This is a genomic window from Streptomyces asoensis (assembly GCF_013085465.1).
Classification (GTDB): Bacteria; Actinomycetota; Actinomycetes; order Streptomycetales; family Streptomycetaceae; genus Streptomyces; species Streptomyces cacaoi_A.
Window position 1 is genome coordinate 161,226 of record NZ_CP049838.1, and the last position, 20,577, is coordinate 181,802.

Sequence of the window (20,577 nt, forward strand, 5' to 3'; positions counted from 1 at the left end):
GGCGCCTTGTCGGACCAGTCCGCCAAATGATGTGGCTGTTCCTTGCCGGGAGCCGCGTGCGTTACTTTCCCGTCCCAGCCGGCCCAATGCTGATCGTTGGCCGACGGCGCTTCGTGATGACCCGCAGGCCCCGCACCGACGTCCGGGCCAGGTACGCCCGAGTCATGGGGAGGAGGCGAGGCAGGAGGTGAAGGGATCCGGTGTTGCTCCGCGCTGGCGTCCGGAGCAGACGCACCTGCGTCACTGGGCGGGGGCGGACCGTTTGTATGCGTGGGGGGCCTGTGCCAGCTGTCTTCGGGAGCGGTTCGACCTTGGTCTTCGCCGTCTCCCTCACCACCGATCGCGGCTGGGTTCTGCCCAGTCGCAGGCCCAGGGCCCTTGGGTGATGGGGGCGGATTGCCTTGCCCCGTGACCTGGCCCCGCCCCCACCAGCGGCGGCCAGACCACTCTTGGCTTCGCTGGGCACCTCCCCCTTCGCCGTCGCCGCTTCCGGTACGCCGACGGCGGCGCCCTGTGCTCCGCGGCCCGCCTCGGCCGTTATGTCCACCCATTGAGCCACCCCCGATGACACGCATCTCCACCTGCTTACCCCAATGTCGCAAATGCGGCCCGAATTATCATCAAGTCGCCCAGATTGATGGGCAGTTTGGCGACAAACAGGAGCGTGCCGGCGCTGGCTCCCGCTCGCTGCGTAATGCCGTGAGCTGCGGAAAGAGGATGTGACACAGCTTCTTACGAACCGCTACGAACGCGATTTCCCATGCGGAGGGTCTCCCTGTGGTGGCCCCACTGACGCTCCGCGGACACCCTGAGATCCGTCACGCTGAGCCAAGTGCCGGTGTCACAGGCTGTGGGCGATGGGGTGCAGCGGTTCGTACAGCGGTAGTTCGGCGCCGCTGGGGAGCCGGATCGCGGTCAGTCTGCCCCAGCGCTGTTCGCTGACCGGGCGGGTGATCTCGACGCCCTGTGCGCGGAACTCGGCGAGCTGGGCATCAAGGTCGTCGCACATCAGGAAGAACTCGTGCTGGGGCGGGCCGTCGGTCGGGTGCACGGCCACCTCGGCCGGGGGCAGCTTGAAGATGAGCCAGCCGCCGCCCGCGTCGACGCCGGGAAAGTCGAGGACGTCTCGGAGGAAGGCACGGTCCGCCTCGGCGTCCTGGCTGTAGAGGATGACATGTGCACCGCTGATCATGGCTTGCTCCTGCCTCTTCGACGTGCGCGCGGTCGTGACCTCGGCATCTTGGCACGCTCAGGTGGAACAACAGCCGGCCGCGAGTCGGCCAGGACGCATGCGGCCCCGTGAGCGGCGTCAGCGCTCGCGGATCCTTGACCACCACCAACCGCCCACCGTAGGTCTGTTCACCCGGCCCAGGGTTCGGCGGAGTGCGGCCTCGAACTCATCGTGGATGCGAGCAAGTAGCCGACCGAGGTCACGCCGGGCACCGCGAGGGAGGTGAAGCATCACCTGGCAGGTGGAGGCCGATGTTCATCTCGGCAGTCGGGCCGTTGCCGTCCGCGGCCCATGCGCCGCCGATGGTTTGCCGGACGGTCTCGCCGACGTAGGTGCCCAGGGCGAACAATGCCGCCCCCTGCTGGTGGCGTACTTTTCCGGTCACAGCACGAGCACGGAACCGATCGCTGTCGTGAAGGCGCAGGCGCTCGACGACAGGAGCAGCGAGGAGCGCGCCGCCTGCCCAGGGCCCCGGATCCCGTCGATGATGTTCCACGCACATCCCCCACCCCCACCTCCGCCCGGGCCTTGCGATGCCGCCGTCTCAAGTCGCCTTTACGTGCGCACACTTGAGTCGCTCCCCGGTCCACGAAGCAGGCCGCTGAGGTAGGTGCAAGGGTATGGAAACTGACGGTCCGTCAGGTTACGCTCCTGCGCATGATTTCCACGGTGGTCTGGGGTACCGGCAACGTCGGCCGTGCGGCGATCCGTGCGGTCGAGGCGCATCCGGCGCTCGATCTCACGGCCGTGCTCGTTCACAACCCCGAGAAGGTCGGGCGCGACGCGGGCGAACTCGGCGGCCTCGGGCGGGGCCTGGGCATCTCGGCGACCGACGACATCGACGCCGTGCTGAGCGAGGGCCCCCGGGCGGTGGTGTACGCGGCGTCGGGCGACATCCGGCCCGACGAGGCGCTCGCCGACATCGGCGCCGCGATCCGGGCGGGTGCCGTGGTCGTCACTCCGGCGCTGTACCCGCTCTACGACCAGCGCAACGCCCCACCCGAGTTCCGGGACCCGGTGCTCGCCGCGATAGCCGACGGCGGAGGGTCGCTGTTCGTGTCCGGCGTAGACCCGGGCTGGGGCAATGACGTACTGCCCCTGCTGATGAGCGGCCTGGGCACCGTCGTCGACGCCGTCCGCTGCCAGGAGATCTTCGACTACTCCACGTACGAGCAGGAGGAGTCGGTGAGGTATCTGGTCGGGATGGGCCAGCCGATGGACTACGAGCCGCTCATGCTCGCCCCGTCGATCCCGACCATGGTGTGGGGCGGGCAGATTCGGCTGATGGCCAGGGCCCTCGGTGTCGAACTCGACGAGATTCGCGAGACCTTGCAGCGCCGCGCGCTCGACGCGACGGTGAGCACCCGGACCATGGGCGAGTTCGAGACAGGCACCCAGGGCGCGGTGCGGTTCGAGGTGCAGGGCTTCGTGAAGGGGGAACCCCGCCTCGTCATCGAGCACATCACCCGGATCCACCCGTCCTGCGCCCCGGAGTGGCCGTCGCCGCCCAACGGCGACGGGGCGCACCGCGTGATCATCGAGGGCCGTCCACGCATCGAGGTCACCGTCGAGGCGACCGACGAGGGCGAGAACCGTTCCGCGGGCGGGAACGCCACCGCGGTCGGCCGGCTGGTCGGCGCGATCGACTGGCTCGTGGACGCGGAGCCCGGACTGTACGACGCGCTCGATGTCCCGCTGCGGCCGGCGGTAGGAAGGCTCGGCGGGAAGTGACACCGACGCACCCTTCCGTATCCCTCCGACACCACCAGGACGAGCCTCCTGTCGCCGGCCGGGGCCAGGGGCGTACACGAAGGAGTCCCGGATGAACGTCGACATCCCCGAAGGCAAGAACCCGATCGAGTACGTGTGGGGCGACATGGTCCCCGGCATCGGGCTCGCCGCCGCGAACTTCTCGCTGTCCGTCTATGCCCATACGACCCTGGGACTCCGCGAGTTCGAGGCGGCGCGGCTCCGGATCGCGCAGATCAACGGCTGTCTCTTCTGCCTCGACTGGCGGACCGAGCGGGACGAGCAGAAGGTCGAGGAGGAGTTCGCCGACGCGGTGGCCGAGTGGCGCACGACCGACGCCTTCGACGAGCGCACCCGCCTGGCCGCCGAGTACGCGGAGAGATACGCCCTGGATCACCACGGCCTCGACGATGAGTTCTGGGACCGGATGACCGCGCACTACAGCCAGACCCAGATCGTGGAGCTGACCATGAGCCTCGGCTCGTGGCTGGCGTTCGGGCGGCTCAACCGTGTGCTGGGGCTCGACGCCATGTGTGTGCTGCCGGGACATTGAGCCGGTCCGGGGCCGTCCGGTGTCCGGGCGGCCCTGGTTCGTTCCATTCCAAGTCCCTATCGTTCCTCGCTCGTTCCCCTCTCATGCCTCTTTCCGGACGGGGTCCCGTTCAGTTCCGGCCAGCACGTGCTCGGGTCGCCGCTACAGGTCCGCGGCGATGATCGCTTCTATGTTTCGTTCGGCGAGTGCTGTGATGGTGACGAACGGATTGACGCTGGTGTTGCCCGGGATGAGCGCGCCGTCGATGACGTACAGACCGGGATGTCCGTGCAGGCGGCCGTAGTTGTCCGTAGCCTTGTTGAGCACGGCGCCACCGAGGGGGTGGTACGTGAGATGGTCGCCCCAGATCTTGTAGGCGCCGAAGAGGTCGGTCCGGTAGATCGTCCCCTCCTTGGCGTTGATCTTGTCGAAGATCGTCTTGGCCATGTCGATGGACGGCTGCTTCCAGGCGGTCTGCCAGTTGAGGTCGACTGTTCCGGCCGCCGCGTTCCACGAGAACTGGGCACGGTTGGGGTTCTTGGTGATCGACAAGTAGAACGAGGCGTAGGTCTCGATGCCGGTGGGAAGTGGGGCCACCTCGGCGAATGCGCCGCCTGCGGCCCAGTTGTCGATGCCGGAGCACGGGATGGACGACTGGAGGGCGCCGGTGGGGTCCCACAGGTGGTTGGCGCGGCCGCACATCACATTGCCGTTGTCGCCCCAGCCCTTGCCCACCTCGCTGTTGAGGCCCGGCAGCGCGCCGGTCGCCTTGAGCTTGACCAGGAGCTTGCTGGTGCCGACGCTGCCGGCCGCGAAGAACACCCGGTCCGCGGTGACGGTCTTGGTCGCGGTGGTGTTGCCGCCGGTGTCGAGTCGGTCGATGACGACCGTGTAGCCGCCTCCTGTTGCCGGGGAGACCGAAGTGACCTTGTGCAGCGGTGAGATGGAGACCCGTCCGGTCGCCTGCGCCTGGGCGAGGTAGGTCTTCTGTAGGGACTTCTTGCCATAGTTGTTGCCATAGAGGATCTCGCCCGCGAGCGCGGACTTGGGTACGGTCCCGGCAGCCTCCTGCTCCATGTAGTCCCAGTCGTACACGTCGGGCACGAAGACGAACGGGAAGCCCGAACGCTGGGCGTGCTTACGGCCGACCCGCGCGTACTGGTAGCAGTCGGCGGTCTCGAACCACGTCGGGTCGACCGTGGCGACGCCGAGACCCGCGTTGGCGCGCGGGTAGTAGACGGAGTACATCTCGTCGGCGTCGACCGACGGCAGGACGGCGCCGAAGTTCTCCCGCTTGGGAGTGACCGCCATACCGCCGTTGACCAGTGAACCGCCGCCGACGCCCCGGCCCTGGTAGACGATGATGCCGCCCATCTCCTCGGCGTCCAGGATTCCGGTGTAGCGCGGGACGTCCTTGTCGATGGGGAAGCCGAGGAAGTTGCTGAGCGGCTGCTTCGTCCTGGTGCGCAGCCAGAAGGACCGGTAGTCGGGGCTCGTCGTGTTGGCGAAGATCTTGCCGTCCGACCCGGGGGTGTCCCAGGCCATGCCCATCTCGATCATGTGGACGTCGACACCCGCCTGGGCCAGGCGCAGAGCGGCCACGGAGCCGCCGTATCCGGTGCCGACCACGAGGACGGGCACGTGCGCGCCCGGTTCGATCACCGCGGCTGCGGCTGTGGTGGCGGCATGGGCCGGGACTACTTGCCCGGCGAGCGCGGCCGACCCGAGAAGAGAACCAGTTCCAGCGATGAATCTTCGTCGGGATACGCCTCTCAGGCGCCTCCCACGTGGGAAATCGTCGTTCATGCGCGGCTCCTCACTCTTCATAGAGTGCAACGGGTTCTACTGGCACCCAGATGAGAAGTCACGCCATACCCTGAGGTAACTTTCAAAAGATCACATATTGGGCATCACAGGGGATCGGTGCGCAGCAACTGCCAGGACTGCTGGACGATGCTGCCCATGCCCTGTTCCCGGAAATGCCAGTCCCAGCGCACGATGCCGTGGTCGGCTCCGCCGACGACGAAGGCGAACACGGTGCCCGGAGCCCGCACCACGTCGGAGCGGGTGACCCATTCGCGCCCGCCCCGGCGGTTGCGGCGAGCACGTTGAAGTGGCTCAGACCCAGTTCGCCGATCAGCGTCCACCGCCGGCACCGCCGGGTCGTCGACCAGGGAGCCGTCCGGGTCGAGGGTGAGGATGGGTATCTTCGCCACCCGCTACCGGATCGCGGCCGAGGGACTGGCCGCAGGACTCCGGCGCGCCCTCGCCGCCGGCCGGCTCAAGCCGGAAGCCGGCCCCGACCAGGTCGCCCGCGAGATCCTCGCCGTCTCCGACGGTCTCCAGATCCAGTGGGCCATCGCGCAGGGCCGCCTCGACTTCGTCGCGGAATACCGCGCCTACCTCGACCGCCTCGCCCGCACCCTGACCACCGACGGCCGCGCACTGGACCGACCGCAGCACCGGCGAAGCCCCGCGGCCGCCTCGCTCCCGTCGTGGAGTCCTCGACTACGAACGGTCCGAAGGGCCCACAGCCCGAGCAGGTCCGCGGAGGGGGTGGTCAGTACAGAGTCAGGCCGAAGAGCGAGAGGACCTCCGCGACGGGCTGGTAGTAGGTGACGCCACCGGACGCGCAGTTGCCCGAGGAGCCCACCGCGAATCCGAGGGCGACCGACCCGGAGTAGGCCGGCGCCCCGGTGTCGCCCGGTTCCGAGCACGCGGTGGAGCGGAACAGACCGTAAACCGTGCCGTCGGCGTGGTTGACCGTGACGTTGACCGCGGTCACCGTCCCGCAGTGGACGCCGCTGGTCCGTCCGACGTGGCAGACGGACTGCCCGATCGCCGGGTTCGCGGCTGCGGTCACGTCCTGGTAGACGCCCCCGCCCAGCGCGATGTCACCAGGGAGGACCAGCGCGCTCGTGGTGTAGCGGACCACGCCGTAGTCGTCGATCGGGTAGGAGGCGCCCGCGGTAACGCCGACCGGCAGGGTGTGGGCCGCGTCCGCGTACCAGGTGGTGGAGTGGGTGCCGGAACAGTGGCCGACCATCACGGCGTAGCGGTTGACCCCGCTCACCGCGTTGAAGCCGACGACACACTGCGCGCCGGTGGCTGCGTACAGCAGGGTGCCCCCGCGGATCGTGGGCACCTGGACGGCTGTGGCGCCCGTACCGGTGCCGAACAGCAGGGCGACCGCCGCTGTCACGACCGCGGTGAACATCGTCAGGCGTGTGTGCGGACGTCTCACGGCCCCTCCAGGGGAGTCGGTCGTTCTCGTACCGGGCAGTGCCTCCATCGTGCGGGAGGCGACGTCCACGGCGACAGACGCGGTCCGGCCGTACAGCCGTCCTCACCCCCGTCCGGTCCGGACCGACCGCCCCGGTGGGCTCCGGTCGACGGCAACAGCGACTCGAACTTCGATGTCAGCGACATCGCGAACACGCTGATCACCCATCTGCTGCCCCTCCAGGACCAGTTCGGCGGCGCCGCCGACGGCGCCCACGCGAGTCGTCCCCTCGCTCACGACTTGGCCGACCTGTACCGCCTGGTCGACGAGGAACAGGCCGCGGCCGACTCCTACCCGCGCGCCGAACAGGTAGCCCGTGCCTGGCACGCGGCACACCACGTGGACACCGCCCGCCGGGCCGCCGCAGCACTGCCGCCTCCGGGAGCCCGGCACCGAACGTTCGCCCCGTAGAGCGACGCCTGGCCCGTTGCTTCACCGGCAGCCACCCGACGTAGGCCGTTTCTCCCAACTCCCGTGCGGGGTTGTGGGCTTCGCCGATGCTCGTAGTCTCATGACGTGGCATTCATGAGCACCCCGCACTGCTGCTTCCTGTGACCGGAAGGCGCTGAGGGCGATGCCGAACGGCGTCGCCCTCCTTGGTGTGCCTGCCGAGTGACCCACGATCCCGACACTGCCCGTTTCTTCCTGATGCAGTGACGTTCTGAGCGCGCGTGCAGGCACGGTCTCTTCCCTTCGCCCTTGCCAGGAGTGCCTCGTGCCCGTGTCGCTTTCCCCTGCCCTCGAACTGTCCCTCGACCTGCTGTGCTGCCCGGCCTGCCGCACACGCCACCTGCACCCCGTCCGCGGCGCACTGCGCTGTCCGGTGGGCCACACCTTCGACATCGCCCGCCACGGCTACGCCGGCCTGCTGACGGGCACCCGCGCCACCAGCGGCGACGACGCAGCCATGGTCCGTGCCCGAAGCCGGTTCCTGTCCACAGGCGCCTACGCGCCCATCCGCGAAGTCGGGGCCCGCCTGGCGGTCGACACCGCGCCTGAGCAGGCCACGGTCGTGGACGTGGGATGCAGCACGGGCTACTACCTGGCCGGCGTACTCGACCGGCTGCCCGACGCCCGCGGTCTGGGTCTGGACACATCGGTGCGCGCGCTGCGCTCGGCAGCCCGTGCCCACGACCGGGGCGCCGCGGTGGCCTGGGACGTCTTCCGTCCCTTCCCGCTGGCCGACGGGGTGGCCAATGTCGTGCTGAACGTGTTCGCCCCGCGCAATCCGGCCGAGTTCCGCCGCGTGCTGCGCCCGACCGGCCGACTGATCGTGGTCTGTCACACCGCTCGGCACCTGGCCGAGCTGCGCGACCGGTTGCCTGCGATGGTCACGATCGACCCTGTCAAGGAACGGCGCCTACACCGGGCGCTGGACCTCTTCTTCGAGGCCGCGGCCACCGAAGAGGTGGAATACTCCGCAGCCCTGACCAGGCTGGATGCCCTGGACCTGGTGGCCATGACGCCGAGCGCACGCCACGTGAGCCGTGCAGACCTGAACAATGACGGCTTCCTGCCCGATCAGGTCACCGTCTCCGTGCTGGCCACCGCCTACCGGCCTCGGTGACCGAGAGCGGGCGCGTGCGCCTGAGTTCGGTCCCTGGCAGAAGGTGTGGAAGCGCCATCGCAGGCCGGCGGCTGACGGCACCTGGGACACGGTTCCGACGCAACTGAAGCCCAGGCGGCCTCCATCGACGACTGGAGGGCAACTGGACGCGGTGGCGAAGAGTGTCCAAGCGCTCGCGTCTGCTGTTCGGGCAGCCGGCGAAGATCTACCGATGAGTTCCGCCGGCCGGGCCGGTCTACCAAAACGTACGCCATCGAGACGCCGACTGGAGACCCACCATGACCAATCCCGCACACCCCGGCCGCATGCTGTTCGTGAACATCCCCGTAGCGGATCTCGAACGCAGCAAGGCGTTCTTCGCTGCTCTCGGGTTCAGTTTCAACCCGAAGTTCACCGACGAGACCGCCGCCTGCATGCTGGTCGGCGAGCACGCCTCCGTCATGCTGCTCAGCCGTGAGAAGTTCGCGCAGTTCGCGAAACTGCCGATGGCCGATCCCACCACGCACACGCTGGCGCTGTACTGCTTCAGCGTGTCATCCCGTGCTGAGGTCGATACGGTCAGCGCCGCTGCACTCGCGGCGGGCGGCTCCGAGGCGGATGGCGCCGAGGACTACGGCTTCATGTACTCACGCAGCTTCTTCGACCTCGACGGCCACGGCTGGCAGGTCATGTGGATGGACCCGGCGGCCGCAGAGCAGGGCCCCGAGGCGTTCGCGGCCTCCACTCAGGACGCCGTCACCCCGGCCTGACCCACCACCACGCAAGCCACGTGGTGTGCTGTGGCGATCGAGGCGGGGCGGGGGCATACACCTGCGTTCATGGACAGCTGACAAGGGGAGCCGTCGACGCCGGTCGGCCCGTGCTGCACTGCGGTTCACGGATCGAGGTAGTTCGGCGTTGTCCGGCGCCGTTCGCGCTTGTCCGTGTCAGGCGCTGATGTCATGAACAGGGCCGCCCGAGGGGCCTTGGGGCTTGGGCTTCCGCCGTTCCTGCTGCCGGCCGACGGCTCCCCCGCCGAAGGCCACAGCGACCAGACCGAAAATCGCCCCGCCCCGCAGGATCATGCTGGATGCAAAGATCGCCTTGACCCCAAGGTCGATGACCACGGCGATGCCCCCAGTACGAACAACCGGTCCCGCCAAGGCGCACGCTGCTCTTTCGGCATCAAGTCCTCCTCGCGCGCACCTTACTCGACGTCGGCGGGCGACTCTGGCCGGGAGCGCCTAGGTGCCAGGCACAATTCCCGCGCCAGTGTCCCGAGTCGCCCGCCCCGTCCACAGCCACCACTGGGACAGGTCGAGTCCGTCCCGGACGAACAGCGCGTCGTAGCCCAGCTCGGCGGCCAGCTGTGCCTTGGTTCCGGAGCCGACCGTGCCGAAGACTCGCGCGGCGCCGTACGCTCACGCCATCCGCGCCGTGGCCGAACCGACTCCACCGGCCGCCGCGTGGATCAGGACCGTCTCGCCCTCGCACAGGCGCCCCGCCTGCGTCAGCACTCCGTAGGCCGTCGGATACACGCACGGCACCCCGGCCGCGTGCGCGAGCGGGAGTTCACCGACCGGCCGGAACGAAGTCCGTGCCGGGGACGGCGAACTCCGCATATCCGCCGAACGCCGGAAGGTGGGCGGCAACCCGTTCGCCGACCACCGGTTGCGTCACCCCGCTGCCGAGCGCCGCCACCGGGCCGACGACCTCGAGCCCGGGCACGTCATATCCGCCGGGACCGTCGGGATCGCCGAACTCACCCCGGCGATGCTGCACCTCGGCGAAGTTCACCCCGGCGTACGCAACCTCGATCAGCACCTGCCCCGGGCCCGGCCGCGGGGTCGGCACCTGGATCTCCTCCAGGACTCCCGGTCCGCCGTTCGCCTTCACAATCCCCCTGACGATCCGAAACTCTCCTGCGACAACAGCACCACGCGCCCCGCCACGCTGGTGTCCGCCTCCCGACCCCGTGCGCAGTCCGCCCAACGGCGCTCGCTCCGCGCAGAATGAAGCCCTCACATGGCAACCATGTTGTCTCCCCGAGGAGATGGAGACCCCGCCATGGTTCGGATGTCACGTATGGCGCTCACGCTGACCGTCGTGATCGCCGCGTTCGTCGCCTTTCTGGCCGCCGTGGTGACCGCAGTCCTGTCGCGGCTGGACGGCAGCCAATGGCCGGCCGCGGTCCTGCATGGCGGTGCCGCCTTCGGCGGCACACTCACGCTCGGCGTGTTGCTGATCGCCCTGTACCGGTCCGTGTGAGCGGCGGTCCGGTCACGGCCACAGCCTGCTCACGTCCGCGAGCGCCCGGCACACCTCCGTCGCCGCCGCCGGGCCACCGGCCGCAGCGACCAGAGGTGCCAGATTTCCGATGTCGTCAAGGAGTTCAGAGCGGGGCCGGCGGGAACCGGCGGACATGAGCGCCGTCCACTCGGCCCCTGCCGGATACCTTGGTACCTCCGATACGGCAACGGCCAGCCGCACGAGGCACGTGGCACGGTCGTCGGGATCGTTCACGGTCGCCGCCTCGGTCAGTCCCCGGGCAACGAGATCCGGGCGCATCGCGAGGGGCGCCGACTCCGCCAGCGCCGCGAACGCGGCCGCGCGCGTCGCGGCGTTCCACTGCTCGTCGACCCCGTCCACGAGCCGCTGGACGAACTCCTCCAGCGGCGGGCGGACCCAGGGCAGCAGCCGTGCCGTCGACACCAGGTGTCCGTAGTCGGTGAGACCGGGTCGGCCGAGCACGGAGCGCACGATCATGTCGAGCGACTTCTGTCGTTCCTCAGTCCCGAGGTGCGGCAGGAGGGCCACGGCCGCCTCGGCCCGCAGGCCGCTGGCCCGCACCGTGTGGGCCACCATCATCGCCTCGTGTACGACCTCAGGGTCGATGCGCACCAGCTCGGCCAGGGTTTCCGGAATACATCGCCCGTCCTCGTACGTGCCGTCCGCGGCCTTCCGCAGGAGGCGCAGGGCATGGCGGACCCCCCACCGGCCGGCCCATCCGGGCAGGAGGGGTCTCAGGACGGCCAGGCACATCGCCGTCTCCACCGGATCCAGGGGCCCGACCAGGACGGTCGCAGCCGTCCGCAGCACCGACACGGTGGACCGTGGTCCGGGGGCACGACACGCAAGTGCCGCCGTACCACGTGCCCTCGGCACACCGGCGCGGCAGCGGTCGAGAACCCGCCGAGCCCGGGGCAGCAGACCGGTCGGCACCCGCGGTACCAGCGCCGCGCATGCCTCGGCCACGACGGGCGGCAGCTCGGGACCGTCCGGCCGGGGGTCGCTCACCCAGGTGTCGCGGGCGAACGATTCGACGGCCTTCCATGCCGACGCCGCCTGCCCCGGGTCGAGATGGTCCCCAAGGACGGTCAGGACGCGGCACGCCGCTTCCGGATCGGCCCCGCTCGTGGCCATGACCCGGTCCAGTACCAGCGCGGTGTACGCAGAACATGCCTCGGCATCCATGTGGGGGAGGAAGCGGGCGATCGCCATGGAGATCGCGGAGGCGTCGGCGCGCGTCTCCAGGAGCCGGACAGCCCGTGCCAGAGCCTCGTCCGGCAGGTGCCCGGCGATGTCGGAGAGCGCGCGCAGTCTGACGTCGTGTTCCAGCGAATCATCGCCCTCGGCGGCTTCGAGGCGGGCGAGCACGTCCAGTGCTTCGGCCTCGTTCCGGACCTCGCGGGCCACCGAGGCCCGCAGCAGCACGTCGATGCCGCGAGCCTCGGTGTCGAGCGCCCCCTCCCGCCGGATCAGCCACGCGGCCACCCAGGACATCACCCGGCGGGCCAACGCTCTGCCGAACCTGGGGAGTCCGCCGAGCACTGTCGACAGCGCGTGCCGCAACTCGATGTGGGCCATCTCGGGGAAGCTGTCGTACGGGAAGGCGTCCCGGAAACGGTCCGGCGCGGCGATGGCACAGGCGACCGCTGCCACACGCACCTGCCGCGGAGGCACCCTGTTCCCGGCCGCGACCGTGACGGACAGGGGCAGGAAAGCCCGTTCGTACCAGTACCGTCCTGGAGATTCCAGGCTCCACCCCAGCAGAAGGCCGGCGAGTGTGGCCGGTACGAACCGGCTCACAGCGATCCGATGCGACCACAAGGCCACCGCGCGTTCGAAGGCCGACGCACCGCCGGCGCGCGGCACGCGGTGGCGGGTGGCGGCGAAATCGCACAGCCGCTCCCGGGAAGGGCCGTCGGTGTGATCGAGGAGCGTCAGCAGGGCGGCAGCAAGCACCGGAGAGGCGTCAGGTGCAGCCGCCCGGAGCAGCCGCGGAAGTACCGGGGCACGGTGCTCGGGCGCCAGCACCGGATACAGCAGAGCCCAGGCGGTGAGCCGTTCGTCCTCGCTGAGCCGTGCCGTCCGGTCGATCAGCGCCTCTGCCTCCCGCACATGAGCCGGTGCCAGACCGGCGGCATACCGGAGGAGACAGGCGAGCCGCTCGCGGCCCGCCCCGCGGTCAGGGCCGGGCAGTATGCGTTCGACCAATTCCTCGCGCGCCTGGGTACTCAGCAGGGGCAGAGCGACCGAGAGGGCCCGGCGGTCCGCCGCGTCGTTCGAAGCGCATCGCGCGGCGGCCTCGTACAGATCCTCGGCGAGCTCGTGGTCATGCGGGAAGCTACCGACCAACTCGGCCAGCCGAAGGACGCGCACCCGCGGTTCGACGACCTGGGCGACCACCAGGCGAGCCCGTTCGGCGTTCCACACACCGCGGTCGAGCAGCCGGCGCAGCAGCCCTGAAGGGAAGTCGGCGAGAGCACCGGGCAGAGAAGCGAGGACCAGGGCGTACCGGACTTTGGCCCCCACTGCGGCCCGCTCCTGCCCCGGACGGGACGCGGCCAGCGCGCTGCGCAGGGTGGTCGGCAGCGCCGAGGCGTGTTCGTCCTGCTCCAGCCGCTCCAGCAGGGACATTCGCGGTCCCGAACCGCCATCGGTGATCTGCCGGAGCATCCTTACCAGCACAGCGTGGTCGACGCGCCTGCCGGAACGCAGTTCGAGGGCACTCAGCAGTTGTTCGGTACGGAGCCGGTCGAACTGGTTGCTCACTCGTCGTCCCATTCGACGGCGTCGTCGACGAAGTCGAGAAACCGGTTCTCCACCACGTCGATCCCCGCCGTGGTCAGGAGAAAATCGAGAAACGACTTGTGGTAAATGCGGTACCTGGAGCGTCCGTGGACGTCGGGCTGGGCCCGGTTGAGGAATTCCCGCCACGTCTCCACCGCCCCACGGACCCGCTCGACGGGCAGGTCCCACGTCTCGGCAATGGTCTCGGCCGTCGTCTCGTGCAGGACGGCGAAGCCTTGGATCACCGGCCGGTGCACCTCGTCGAACAGCTCCGGATCCCCCGCGCGCATCATCCCCCAGTGCCGGCGGTAGTACTCGCGCAGACCCAGCGGCAGATCGTCGACGTGTCCCCGCCAGGGCAGCCCGCCGCGGGCGATCTCCGGCAGGACCCGGACGGCGTACAGGAAGTTGCCCTCGCTGCGCTCCAGGAACCGCTCCACGAAGTCGTATCCCTCCCGCTCGGCGGACCGCAGGACGGCCGCCATGCGTTCCGCGTTCTCCTCGACGAACGTCTCGACGTAGAGGAGCAGGTCTGCGCGGTTGAACTCGCTGTCGTCCTCGATCTCAATGTGCCGGATCCGGTCCGCGTCAAGTTCGTAGGCATTGCGGCCGCGGGATGTGACGACGACGTACACGTTGTCCGGGAGCTGACGGGGCAGGGAGAGCCGGTTGGCTCCCGGCGCCCCGTCGTCCGCCGCCTCGTCGATGGCGTCCACCACAATGACGAGCGGGGAGTCCTGACGGGCGGCCACCCTGCCCAGCAGGCCCAGCAAGAACAGGCTGTCCCGCCCGGCACGCGGAGGCAGCGACTTGTGGCCCAGGGAGTACCGGACCACGAGCTGGGCGCAGATGTTGCGCAGGAATGCCTCGGTCGTGGACGCGCCGGAGGTGGCGATGTTGAAGTGGTGGAGCCACTTCCCACGGCGCACCAACTCCGCCATCAACGACGTCTTGCCGATGCCTGGTTCACCGGTGATCAGGATGTACCCGGAGGGCAGCGTGGTGTCCCCGACAGCGGACTCGACGGCATCGATGTACCGGCTGCGGCCGACGAACCCTCGCGCCAGCGGTTCGAGGATCCCGTACGCGAAGTCAGCGACCAGGAGATCTTCCGCAATGCCGGCCGGCGGCGCGGCGAACTCGGACCACACTGGCGAACCGGGCGGCGCCGAGGCTGCGAGGCGTGCCTGCTCCAGGGCCGCGTCACGCAGTTCTTCGAGCGGCACGACGTCGGCGCCGGTGGCATCCGCGATGCCCTCCAGGGTGCGCAGTGCGGGGACCTTGGACCCCTCGCCGGTGGATATCAGCCGGGCATTGAGGGCGGCGGACAAGGTATTGCGGCTCACACCGACCTCGCGGGCCACTACCTGAACCTGGTATCGGAGTCCGAACTTCGCGACCACGAGGGCGCGCAGCGTTCTCGACAACAATGCGAGTGGATCGACTTCCTCCGCCACACCGCTCCCCGTCGGCTTGTCGGCGGGCCGACCTTGGTGGCCCGCCTTCACAGGCCGACAGTGTCGCGCAGCCCGGCGCGGCTTGTCCGCCGGAGCCCTGATCCTGGTGAGGAAGCGACGCCGTGAACTCACGGTGGAACGCCACAGTCGACAACCTGCCGGCACGCCCTCCCCCTACCTCCCTTCCGCCGGGGCACCCACCCTGCCCATATGCCTGAACGCACGTTCGCAAGGTTGATGAACTCCCGACGTCTCGCCCGGGACTACGAGACATCGTCGGCCGGCAGCGAGGCGGTGATCCGGTGATCCGGTGGTCACGCAGACAAGCCGGCGTCCGGCACGGCCACGGGCCGTCGGCCGGCACTGAACATCACCGCTGCCTCCAGGAGGATCCACCTGCGACCTGCCAGGCCCGTGGCTCCCTCACCCCGAGCAAGACCATGCCTGACCAGCAGAAATCAACGGATCGCGTTCGGTTGAGCCAGGCCTGCTGAAGTCACATCCATGTCGTCGCCAGCCAGATGGTTACGGCCGCTGCGAGAAGGAGCGTGAGGTTGAGGGCGATCTGTCGGTCTCCGCGGGCCAGGTGAACCCTGGTCGCTCCGACCTGAAGGATCGCGAACCCGATGGCCGCGGCCAGGGCCAACCAGGGCGCGATCCCGGTCAGTGGCGGGAGGATCAGCCCGATCGCGCCGAGTACTTCGAGGAGCCCGATGGCCCTGACGGCCGGCATCGGCGCGCTGTCCACCCAGGCCATCATCGGCCGGAGCTGCTCACGGCTCCGGACCATCTTCACCCCGCCTCCGTAGAGGTAGAACAGAGCAAGCAGACCGGCAACGATCCCATAGGCGACGTTCACAATTTCCTTCCACGGGCGAAGTCGGTGGCGGGCTCAGTGGCGTAGCGGCTCATCGTTCGGATATTCGCCCGTGGGGTCAGCGCCTGGCCGCCGGCCGTCATGTCCCGCAGGTCCCGGAAGTACTGCACGTACAGGTCCGGCGTGAAAGTGCCGAGCATGACGGCCGGCTGGTCGGTCACGTTGGCGAACGTGTGAGGGGCTCCGGGCGGGACCATCACGAGCGTCCCGCGGTCGCGTCGTAGTCGTTCTCTCCGACGGTGAACCGCACGGTGCCGGAGATGATGGAGAAACCCTCGTCGTGCCGGGCATGACGATGCTGCGGCGGTCCGGGCGTGCGCGGTGCGAGGAGGGACTCGGCGATCCCCAGGCAGTGCCCCGTGTTGCTGCCGTCCTCGTTGCTGCCGTCCTCGAGGACGCGCATGCGCGTGGTGCCCAGGAGGATCGTCTCCCCGTCGCCCGGACCGACCACCGATACGGCGGGCTCGGCCGTCGACTCACGGGTCTTTGGTTCGTCAGTCATGCGCCGATTCCACGGCCAGGGCGCAGCGGCTGTCCAAGACCCATTCTGCGACCTCGATACCGTACGGGTATCGTCGCACCATGGAGCTACGCACACTGCGCTATTTCGTGGCGGTCGCCGAGGAGCTCCACTTCGGCCGGGCCGCCGCCCGGCTGCACATGAGTCAGCCCCCGCTGAGCCGGGCGATCAAGCAGTTGGAGACCGAGGTCGACGCCGCACTGTTCGACCGGTCCTCCTCCGGTGTCAGGCTCACTCCGGTGGGGGCGGTGCTGCTCGATGAGGCGCGCGCCCTGCTCGACCAGGCCGACCGGGTACGCGCACGCGTGGCCGCGGCGGCCGACGCCGCGACCATCACCGTCGGCATCCTGGGTGACAGCACCGACCCGGGCGCAACCCGGCTGGCCCGCGCCTACCACCGACGGCACCCGCGCGTCGAGGTCCACGTCCGCGAGACCGACCTGACCGATCCCACCTGCGGGCTGCACGCCGGACTGGTCGACGTCGCCCTGACCCGCGGGCCGTTCGACGAGAGGGGCCTCGTCGTGCACGAGCTGCGTGCCGACCCGGTGGGCGCGCTGCTGCGCGCCGACGACCCGCTGGCCCGGTGCGACAGACTGAAGCCGGCCGACCTGGCCGACCGCCGCTGGTTCCTCTTCCCGGAGGGCACCGACCCCCTCTGGCAGTCGTACTGGAATGGCGGGGAATCCCGCGAGGGTCCAGTGGTGCGTGCCGTCCAGGAATGCCGACAGGCCGTTCTCTGGAACGGCACGGTCGGCATGACTCTCCTGGACCACGATCCGGGAGAGGGGCTCGCTGTGGTACCGCTGATCGACATGCCGCCGAGCCGGGTGGTGGTGGCATGGAATGAGGGGGACACCAATCCGTTGATCCGCTCGTTCCTCCGGACCGCGATCGCCGCCTACCGTAACTGAGCGCCTTGCGCGGCCCGTTGTGCGGCCCGATCGGCGGTCAGCAGGACTCCACGTCGACGGGCGAGACGTAGATCGCGGACAGCACCCCGTCTCCGTCCACCGTGACCGGGACGGGGGCTGTCGTATCGGTCAGCTCCAAGTCGTACGGCAGGGATCCCAGCGGAATGTCTTCGCCGAGGTACACCACCGAAACCGTGCCCTGGCAGCCGTTGCCCCCCGGCGGCGCGGTGTCGGGGACTCGGCCATCCCGCGGGCCGGCTTTGTAGGCTTTGGCGTTGAACAGCGTGTACTGGTACTCATAGCGGGCTGGGGTGACGGCAGTTGCCTCTCTCGTCTTCTCGACATCGACCCAGTAGTGGGCGAGCTTCACCGTGAGTGCCTCGCACGGCCTCTGGGTCGCCTCCGGAGTGAAGTTCAGGCCGGAGGAGTCCAGGATCAAACCCTTGGACTGGTATTCGCCGCTGCCGCTGCGCAATTCCTTCAGATAGCCGGTCAGCTGCGCAACGCTCATGCCCTTGGTCTTCACGCACTCGGTCGCGGCCGTGGTCGGGCTCCGCGTCGGAGTGGCTGAGCCGGGAGCAGCCGTGTAGTGAGCGAGCTCAGACGGGGAAGCCTCGGCTGCCGGCTTGTCCTCAGAACACCCCGAGACTGTGAGCAGCGCCGCTGCGGCGGCAGCCGATATGCAGAACTTACGTGCACTTCGCATGAGTTACCTCGCCTGCTTCGAGACTTCTTCTCCAACCGAGCAGCCCACAGTACGAGTTCGGTGAACAGGTCCACCGGCGACTCGGTGATCTCCGTCTGTCGGTCTCGGCACAGAGCAGCCGACTGAAGTGAGCCGCCGTGGCAGCAGCGGAGGGCGGCGGCGAAGCCGAGTAGGGCCGGACATTTGCATGGATGGCGTTCGTGGTGGTGGTTGAGTCGGCGGTATCAGGTGAACCAGGACATGGCCCGATCGTTCACCCACCTGCGCCGCCCGATTCGCATGGAGCAGTTCCGTTCCCGTCGGCGACTGCCGCAGCCACTCGCCCCACTCCTCATCCCACACCGCCGGCTCCTCCTCGCGGGCTTCCCGTCGCCCGGCCCCGCCAGAGACCCGTTACCAGCGCCGCCCCACCCCACCGCGTCGATCATCGGAAAGGCCAGGGTTCCAGACAGACGCCGTACCGGCGAGCAGGGAGGGCACCTTCGCCAGGACTGGAGGGCAGGGTTGGCAGCTCGTCCGGGCACTGATGCCGGTTGTGCCGTCGCGGTCGAGACGGCGGTTCTCCCGTAACAACCGGCCTGTGGTTCACCGACGTTGAGTGTCCGCGTCGCACAGCAGCGTGGGGAGTCAATTGACCTTGATCTCGTGGGGACTTGAGTGGGGCATAGTTGATCCACAGCGGCTCGACGGCTGCTCACCACCACCTCCCATTCCACTGCTCCAAAGGGGCTGCTTCGTCATGACTTCCCTGCGTGCCCGTTCCGTCCTGATCGCCGCTACCGCCGTGGCGGGGACGCTGTTGATGACGGCATGCCAGAACGGCGACACCGCCCAGGACTCTTCCTCGGACAGTGCGTCGACGGCGCAGGCCGCTGCGGGCAAGGGCGGGGTGAGCGGCACCTTCACACAGGGCACGGTCACCTACCTGGCTCCGGGCAAATACACGGTCACGACCGGCGGTAAGACGCAGCAGTTCTCCCTGGCGGAGGACACGAAGATCTGGGGCGCCGGCAAGATCTGCGGCGATGCCGACGGGCAGGCCGCCGAGCAGTGCACGGAGGCGGAGCTGGAGAAGGCCACGAAGACCGGCGCGGTGCCGGCGGACGTGGTACTGAAGGACGGCATAGCCGTGACCGTCACCGAACGGCCCGCCGACGATTCCGGCACAGGCGCATCCTCCACCACCGGCGGCTCGTCGACCGGCGGTTCGTCCTCTGCTTCGGGCGGTTCGTCCTCCTCTTCGGGCGGTTCGACCTCGTCCGCGAGCGGCGGTTCGAGCAGCGGCGGGAGCGGTTCGTCCGGCGGCGTGAGCGGGACCTGGCTGGGAACGGTTTCGTACCTGGCGCCCGGTAAGTTCACGGTGTCGGACATGAAGGACACCCAGCAGCAGTTCTGGCTGGCCGAGGACACCAAGATCTGGGGTGTGGGCGGGATGTGCGGCGATGCCGACGGGCAGGCCGCCGAACAGTGCACCGAGGCCCAGCTGGAGAAGGCCGCCAAGGCGGGCACCCTGTCCGCCACGGTGAAGATCACCGACGGCATCGCCACCAGCATCACCGAGGAGCCGTAAGCCGTCGATCAGGTGCCTGTCACGGGGTCGCCGACGGCCGGAGCGGGGCGCGAGGCCGTTGGCGATGTCCGGCGGCAGGTGTGCTGGTGGAGGATCGCGCCGTAGAAGTCGCAGGGAAGCTCAGGTCGTCCCGGCAAGGGTCGGCCGGGGAACTGGACAGCATCGCCGCTTGGACCGGCCGTTGGTCGCGCAGCCGGTAGGCGATGACTTCACCCGACGCGGCACGGTGCTTCCTGTCGGCGGTCAGCGCGATCTCCTCATGTTTTCGGGCCCGTTCACCGTGAGGTGGACGGGCCCGTTCGCGCGCTGCGCATGCTCATGCGCGGGTTGCGTGTTCACGCGGCATCCGCGTTACTGCTGGGCGGCCTTCTTTGCGCCGGAGAACGCGGCGAACGCGCCAATGGCGAGAAACAGGAAGGTCATCGCGTCGGCCGTCTCGCTCCAGCCCTCGGTCAGCAGGTCGAAGTGCTCGGTGAACAGCGAGGTCGCGGAGACGTCGAGCTCGTCGGCTCCGATCATCGCGATGCCGACGAGCTGGCCGAGGTAGACCGCGCCCAGCGACAGCACGGCGCTGACCACGGGCAAGACCGGGTTGGTGCCACCGATCTTGCCCGCCGCAAAGCCGATGAGGAAGCCGACGCCGACGGCTGCGTACCCGATCTCGTACTCGGTCGCGCCGACGATCCCGCCGTAGATACCAGCGGTGACCAGGGCTACGACGACGGCGACGACCAGGCCCAGGGCGAGGTTGTTGCGGGCCGGCGCGGCCGCGGGCGCGAACGGGGCCGGGGGCGGTAGGGCGGCACCGGGCTGCTGGGCATAGGGGTTGCCGTCGGTGGGCTGCGGGGCGCCCGGTGCTCCGACGGCGGGCTGCTGGGCGAACGGGTTGCCCTCGGACGGCGGCGGAGCTGACTGGGTCATGACAGGATCCCCCCACGGGACTGATGCGACGAGTGGTGTGGTGTGTGCGCACGATTATGCGGCAAGACGCCGAAGACTAGCAGGCACGGTGACCCTCTTCACCAGGGATTACGCGGGGCATATCGGGTGGGAGTCGGCTGGCGGGACCGCGCCGGAGAGTGCGGGAATCCGTGGGAAATCGGCGCGGCGGTCCGAGCG

Annotated in this window: 18 protein-coding genes and 1 pseudogene; 8 read left to right on the top strand and 11 right to left on the bottom strand. The window is 69.2% G+C overall.

Features of this window, described 5'->3' with window-relative positions:
* Nucleotides 1-841: 841 nt before the first annotated feature.
* Nucleotides 842-1,192: a VOC family protein gene (locus G9272_RS00745; protein ID WP_171394700.1), complete on the bottom strand. Its 351-nt coding sequence runs from the start codon at nucleotides 1,190-1,192 to the stop codon at nucleotides 842-844.
* 696 nt (nucleotides 1,193-1,888) lie between these two features.
* On the opposite strand from G9272_RS00745, the gene G9272_RS00750 reads away from it, so the two are divergent.
* Nucleotides 1,889-2,962, top strand: coding sequence for an NAD(P)H-dependent amine dehydrogenase family protein (locus G9272_RS00750; protein WP_171394701.1), 1,074 nt, complete (start codon nucleotides 1,889-1,891; stop codon nucleotides 2,960-2,962).
* A gap of 91 nt (nucleotides 2,963-3,053) precedes the next feature.
* Nucleotides 3,054-3,533 (top strand): carboxymuconolactone decarboxylase family protein, encoded by a 480-nt coding sequence (locus G9272_RS00755; protein ID WP_171394702.1) that lies wholly within the window; start codon nucleotides 3,054-3,056, stop codon nucleotides 3,531-3,533.
* Between the two features lie 141 nt (nucleotides 3,534-3,674).
* On the opposite strand, the gene G9272_RS00760 is transcribed toward G9272_RS00755, so the two are convergent.
* From G9272_RS00760 to G9272_RS00775, 3 genes are all read right to left on the bottom strand, one after another.
* The gene (locus tag G9272_RS00760; protein WP_171394703.1) at nucleotides 3,675-5,318 is read right to left on the bottom strand and encodes a GMC oxidoreductase; all 1,644 of its coding nucleotides are present in this window, start codon (nucleotides 5,316-5,318) and stop codon (nucleotides 3,675-3,677) included.
* A 104-nt stretch (nucleotides 5,319-5,422) separates the two neighbouring features.
* Entirely contained in the window at nucleotides 5,423-5,728 is a 306-nt protein-coding gene (locus G9272_RS44635; protein WP_216377789.1) for a hypothetical protein, read from the bottom strand.
* A gap of 344 nt (nucleotides 5,729-6,072) precedes the next feature.
* On the bottom strand, nucleotides 6,073-6,756 hold the full coding sequence (locus G9272_RS00775; RefSeq protein ID WP_171394705.1) for a S1 family peptidase: 684 nt from the start codon (nucleotides 6,754-6,756) through the stop codon (nucleotides 6,073-6,075).
* Here G9272_RS00775 and G9272_RS00780 point away from each other — a divergent pair.
* The 3 genes from G9272_RS00780 (at nucleotide 6,742) to G9272_RS00790 (ending at nucleotide 9,111) form a co-directional block, all read left to right on the top strand.
* The gene (locus tag G9272_RS00780) at nucleotides 6,742-7,206 is read left to right on the top strand and encodes a hypothetical protein (protein WP_171394706.1); all 465 of its coding nucleotides are present in this window, start codon (nucleotides 6,742-6,744) and stop codon (nucleotides 7,204-7,206) included. The two genes, G9272_RS00775 and G9272_RS00780, sit on opposite strands and share 15 nt — an antisense overlap.
* A gap of 304 nt (nucleotides 7,207-7,510) precedes the next feature.
* Entirely contained in the window at nucleotides 7,511-8,362 is an 852-nt protein-coding gene (locus G9272_RS00785; RefSeq protein ID WP_171394707.1) for a putative RNA methyltransferase, read from the top strand.
* A 305-nt stretch (nucleotides 8,363-8,667) separates the two neighbouring features.
* Entirely contained in the window at nucleotides 8,668-9,111 is a 444-nt protein-coding gene (locus G9272_RS00790) for a VOC family protein (protein WP_253267636.1), read from the top strand.
* 802 nt (nucleotides 9,112-9,913) lie between these two features.
* Here the strand turns inward: G9272_RS00790 and G9272_RS00795 are convergent.
* Nucleotides 9,914-10,195 carry an alcohol dehydrogenase catalytic domain-containing protein gene (locus tag G9272_RS00795; protein WP_171394709.1) on the bottom strand — a complete coding sequence of 94 codons (282 nt, stop codon included), beginning with the start codon at nucleotides 10,193-10,195 and terminating at the stop codon, nucleotides 9,914-9,916.
* 231 nt (nucleotides 10,196-10,426) lie between these two features.
* Here G9272_RS00795 and G9272_RS00800 point away from each other — a divergent pair, with 231 nt between their 5' ends.
* Nucleotides 10,427-10,609 (top strand): hypothetical protein, encoded by a 183-nt coding sequence (locus tag G9272_RS00800; RefSeq protein WP_171394710.1) that lies wholly within the window; start codon nucleotides 10,427-10,429, stop codon nucleotides 10,607-10,609.
* Between the two features lie 12 nt (nucleotides 10,610-10,621).
* Here G9272_RS00800 and G9272_RS00805 read toward each other — a convergent pair whose 3' ends face one another.
* The 4 genes and pseudogenes from G9272_RS00805 to G9272_RS00825 all read right to left on the bottom strand — a co-directional run bounded on the left by G9272_RS00805 (nucleotide 10,622) and on the right by G9272_RS00825 (nucleotide 16,250).
* Complete coding sequence (locus G9272_RS00805; protein ID WP_171394561.1) at nucleotides 10,622-13,396, bottom strand: hypothetical protein; 2,775 nt, start codon at nucleotides 13,394-13,396, stop codon at nucleotides 10,622-10,624.
* Nucleotides 13,393-14,760 (bottom strand): ATP-binding protein, encoded by a 1,368-nt coding sequence (locus G9272_RS00810; RefSeq protein WP_171394711.1) that lies wholly within the window; start codon nucleotides 14,758-14,760, stop codon nucleotides 13,393-13,395. The genes G9272_RS00805 and G9272_RS00810 overlap by 4 nt, the downstream gene beginning before the upstream one ends.
* A 607-nt stretch (nucleotides 14,761-15,367) precedes the next feature.
* Entirely contained in the window at nucleotides 15,368-15,730 is a 363-nt protein-coding gene (locus tag G9272_RS00820; protein WP_171394712.1) for a DoxX family protein, read from the bottom strand.
* Nucleotides 15,727-16,250, bottom strand: a pseudogene (locus G9272_RS00825) (cupin domain-containing protein). The gene G9272_RS00820 and the pseudogene G9272_RS00825 overlap by 4 nt, the downstream one beginning before the upstream one ends.
* An 80-nt stretch (nucleotides 16,251-16,330) precedes the next feature.
* On the opposite strand from G9272_RS00825, the gene G9272_RS00830 reads away from it, so the two are divergent.
* Nucleotides 16,331-17,182, top strand: a complete 852-nt coding sequence (locus G9272_RS00830; protein ID WP_171394713.1) for a LysR family transcriptional regulator — start codon at nucleotides 16,331-16,333, stop codon at nucleotides 17,180-17,182.
* 37 nt (nucleotides 17,183-17,219) lie between these two features.
* Here G9272_RS00830 and G9272_RS00835 read toward each other — a convergent pair whose 3' ends face one another.
* The gene (locus G9272_RS00835; protein WP_171394714.1) at nucleotides 17,220-17,708 is read right to left on the bottom strand and encodes a hypothetical protein; all 489 of its coding nucleotides are present in this window, start codon (nucleotides 17,706-17,708) and stop codon (nucleotides 17,220-17,222) included.
* A gap of 919 nt (nucleotides 17,709-18,627) precedes the next feature.
* Here G9272_RS00835 and G9272_RS00840 point away from each other — a divergent pair.
* Nucleotides 18,628-19,458 carry a hypothetical protein gene (locus G9272_RS00840; RefSeq protein ID WP_171394715.1) on the top strand — a complete coding sequence of 277 codons (831 nt, stop codon included), beginning with the start codon at nucleotides 18,628-18,630 and terminating at the stop codon, nucleotides 19,456-19,458.
* A 351-nt stretch (nucleotides 19,459-19,809) separates the two neighbouring features.
* Here G9272_RS00840 and G9272_RS00845 read toward each other — a convergent pair whose 3' ends face one another.
* Nucleotides 19,810-20,379 (bottom strand): hypothetical protein, encoded by a 570-nt coding sequence (locus G9272_RS00845; RefSeq protein ID WP_171394716.1) that lies wholly within the window; start codon nucleotides 20,377-20,379, stop codon nucleotides 19,810-19,812.
* Nucleotides 20,380-20,577 lie beyond the last annotated feature (198 nt).

Excerpts from the sequence above, each read along its gene's own strand:
- G9272_RS00745 (WP_171394700.1), bottom strand. The coding sequence starts at position 1,192 with ATGATCAGCGGTGCACATGTCATCCTCTACAGCCAGGACGCCGAGGCG.
- G9272_RS00750 (WP_171394701.1), top strand. The coding sequence starts at position 1,889 with ATGATTTCCACGGTGGTCTGGGGTACCGGCAACGTCGGCCGTGCGGCG.
- G9272_RS00755 (WP_171394702.1), top strand. The coding sequence starts at position 3,054 with ATGAACGTCGACATCCCCGAAGGCAAGAACCCGATCGAGTACGTGTGG.
- G9272_RS00760 (WP_171394703.1), bottom strand. The coding sequence starts at position 5,318 with ATGAACGACGATTTCCCACGTGGGAGGCGCCTGAGAGGCGTATCCCGA.
- G9272_RS00790 (WP_253267636.1), top strand. The coding sequence starts at position 8,668 with ATGCTGTTCGTGAACATCCCCGTAGCGGATCTCGAACGCAGCAAGGCG.
- G9272_RS00800 (WP_171394710.1), top strand. The coding sequence starts at position 10,427 with ATGGCGCTCACGCTGACCGTCGTGATCGCCGCGTTCGTCGCCTTTCTG.
- G9272_RS00830 (WP_171394713.1), top strand. The coding sequence starts at position 16,331 with ATGGAGCTACGCACACTGCGCTATTTCGTGGCGGTCGCCGAGGAGCTC.
- G9272_RS00840 (WP_171394715.1), top strand. The coding sequence starts at position 18,628 with ATGACTTCCCTGCGTGCCCGTTCCGTCCTGATCGCCGCTACCGCCGTG.
- G9272_RS00845 (WP_171394716.1), bottom strand. The coding sequence starts at position 20,379 with ATGACCCAGTCAGCTCCGCCGCCGTCCGAGGGCAACCCGTTCGCCCAG.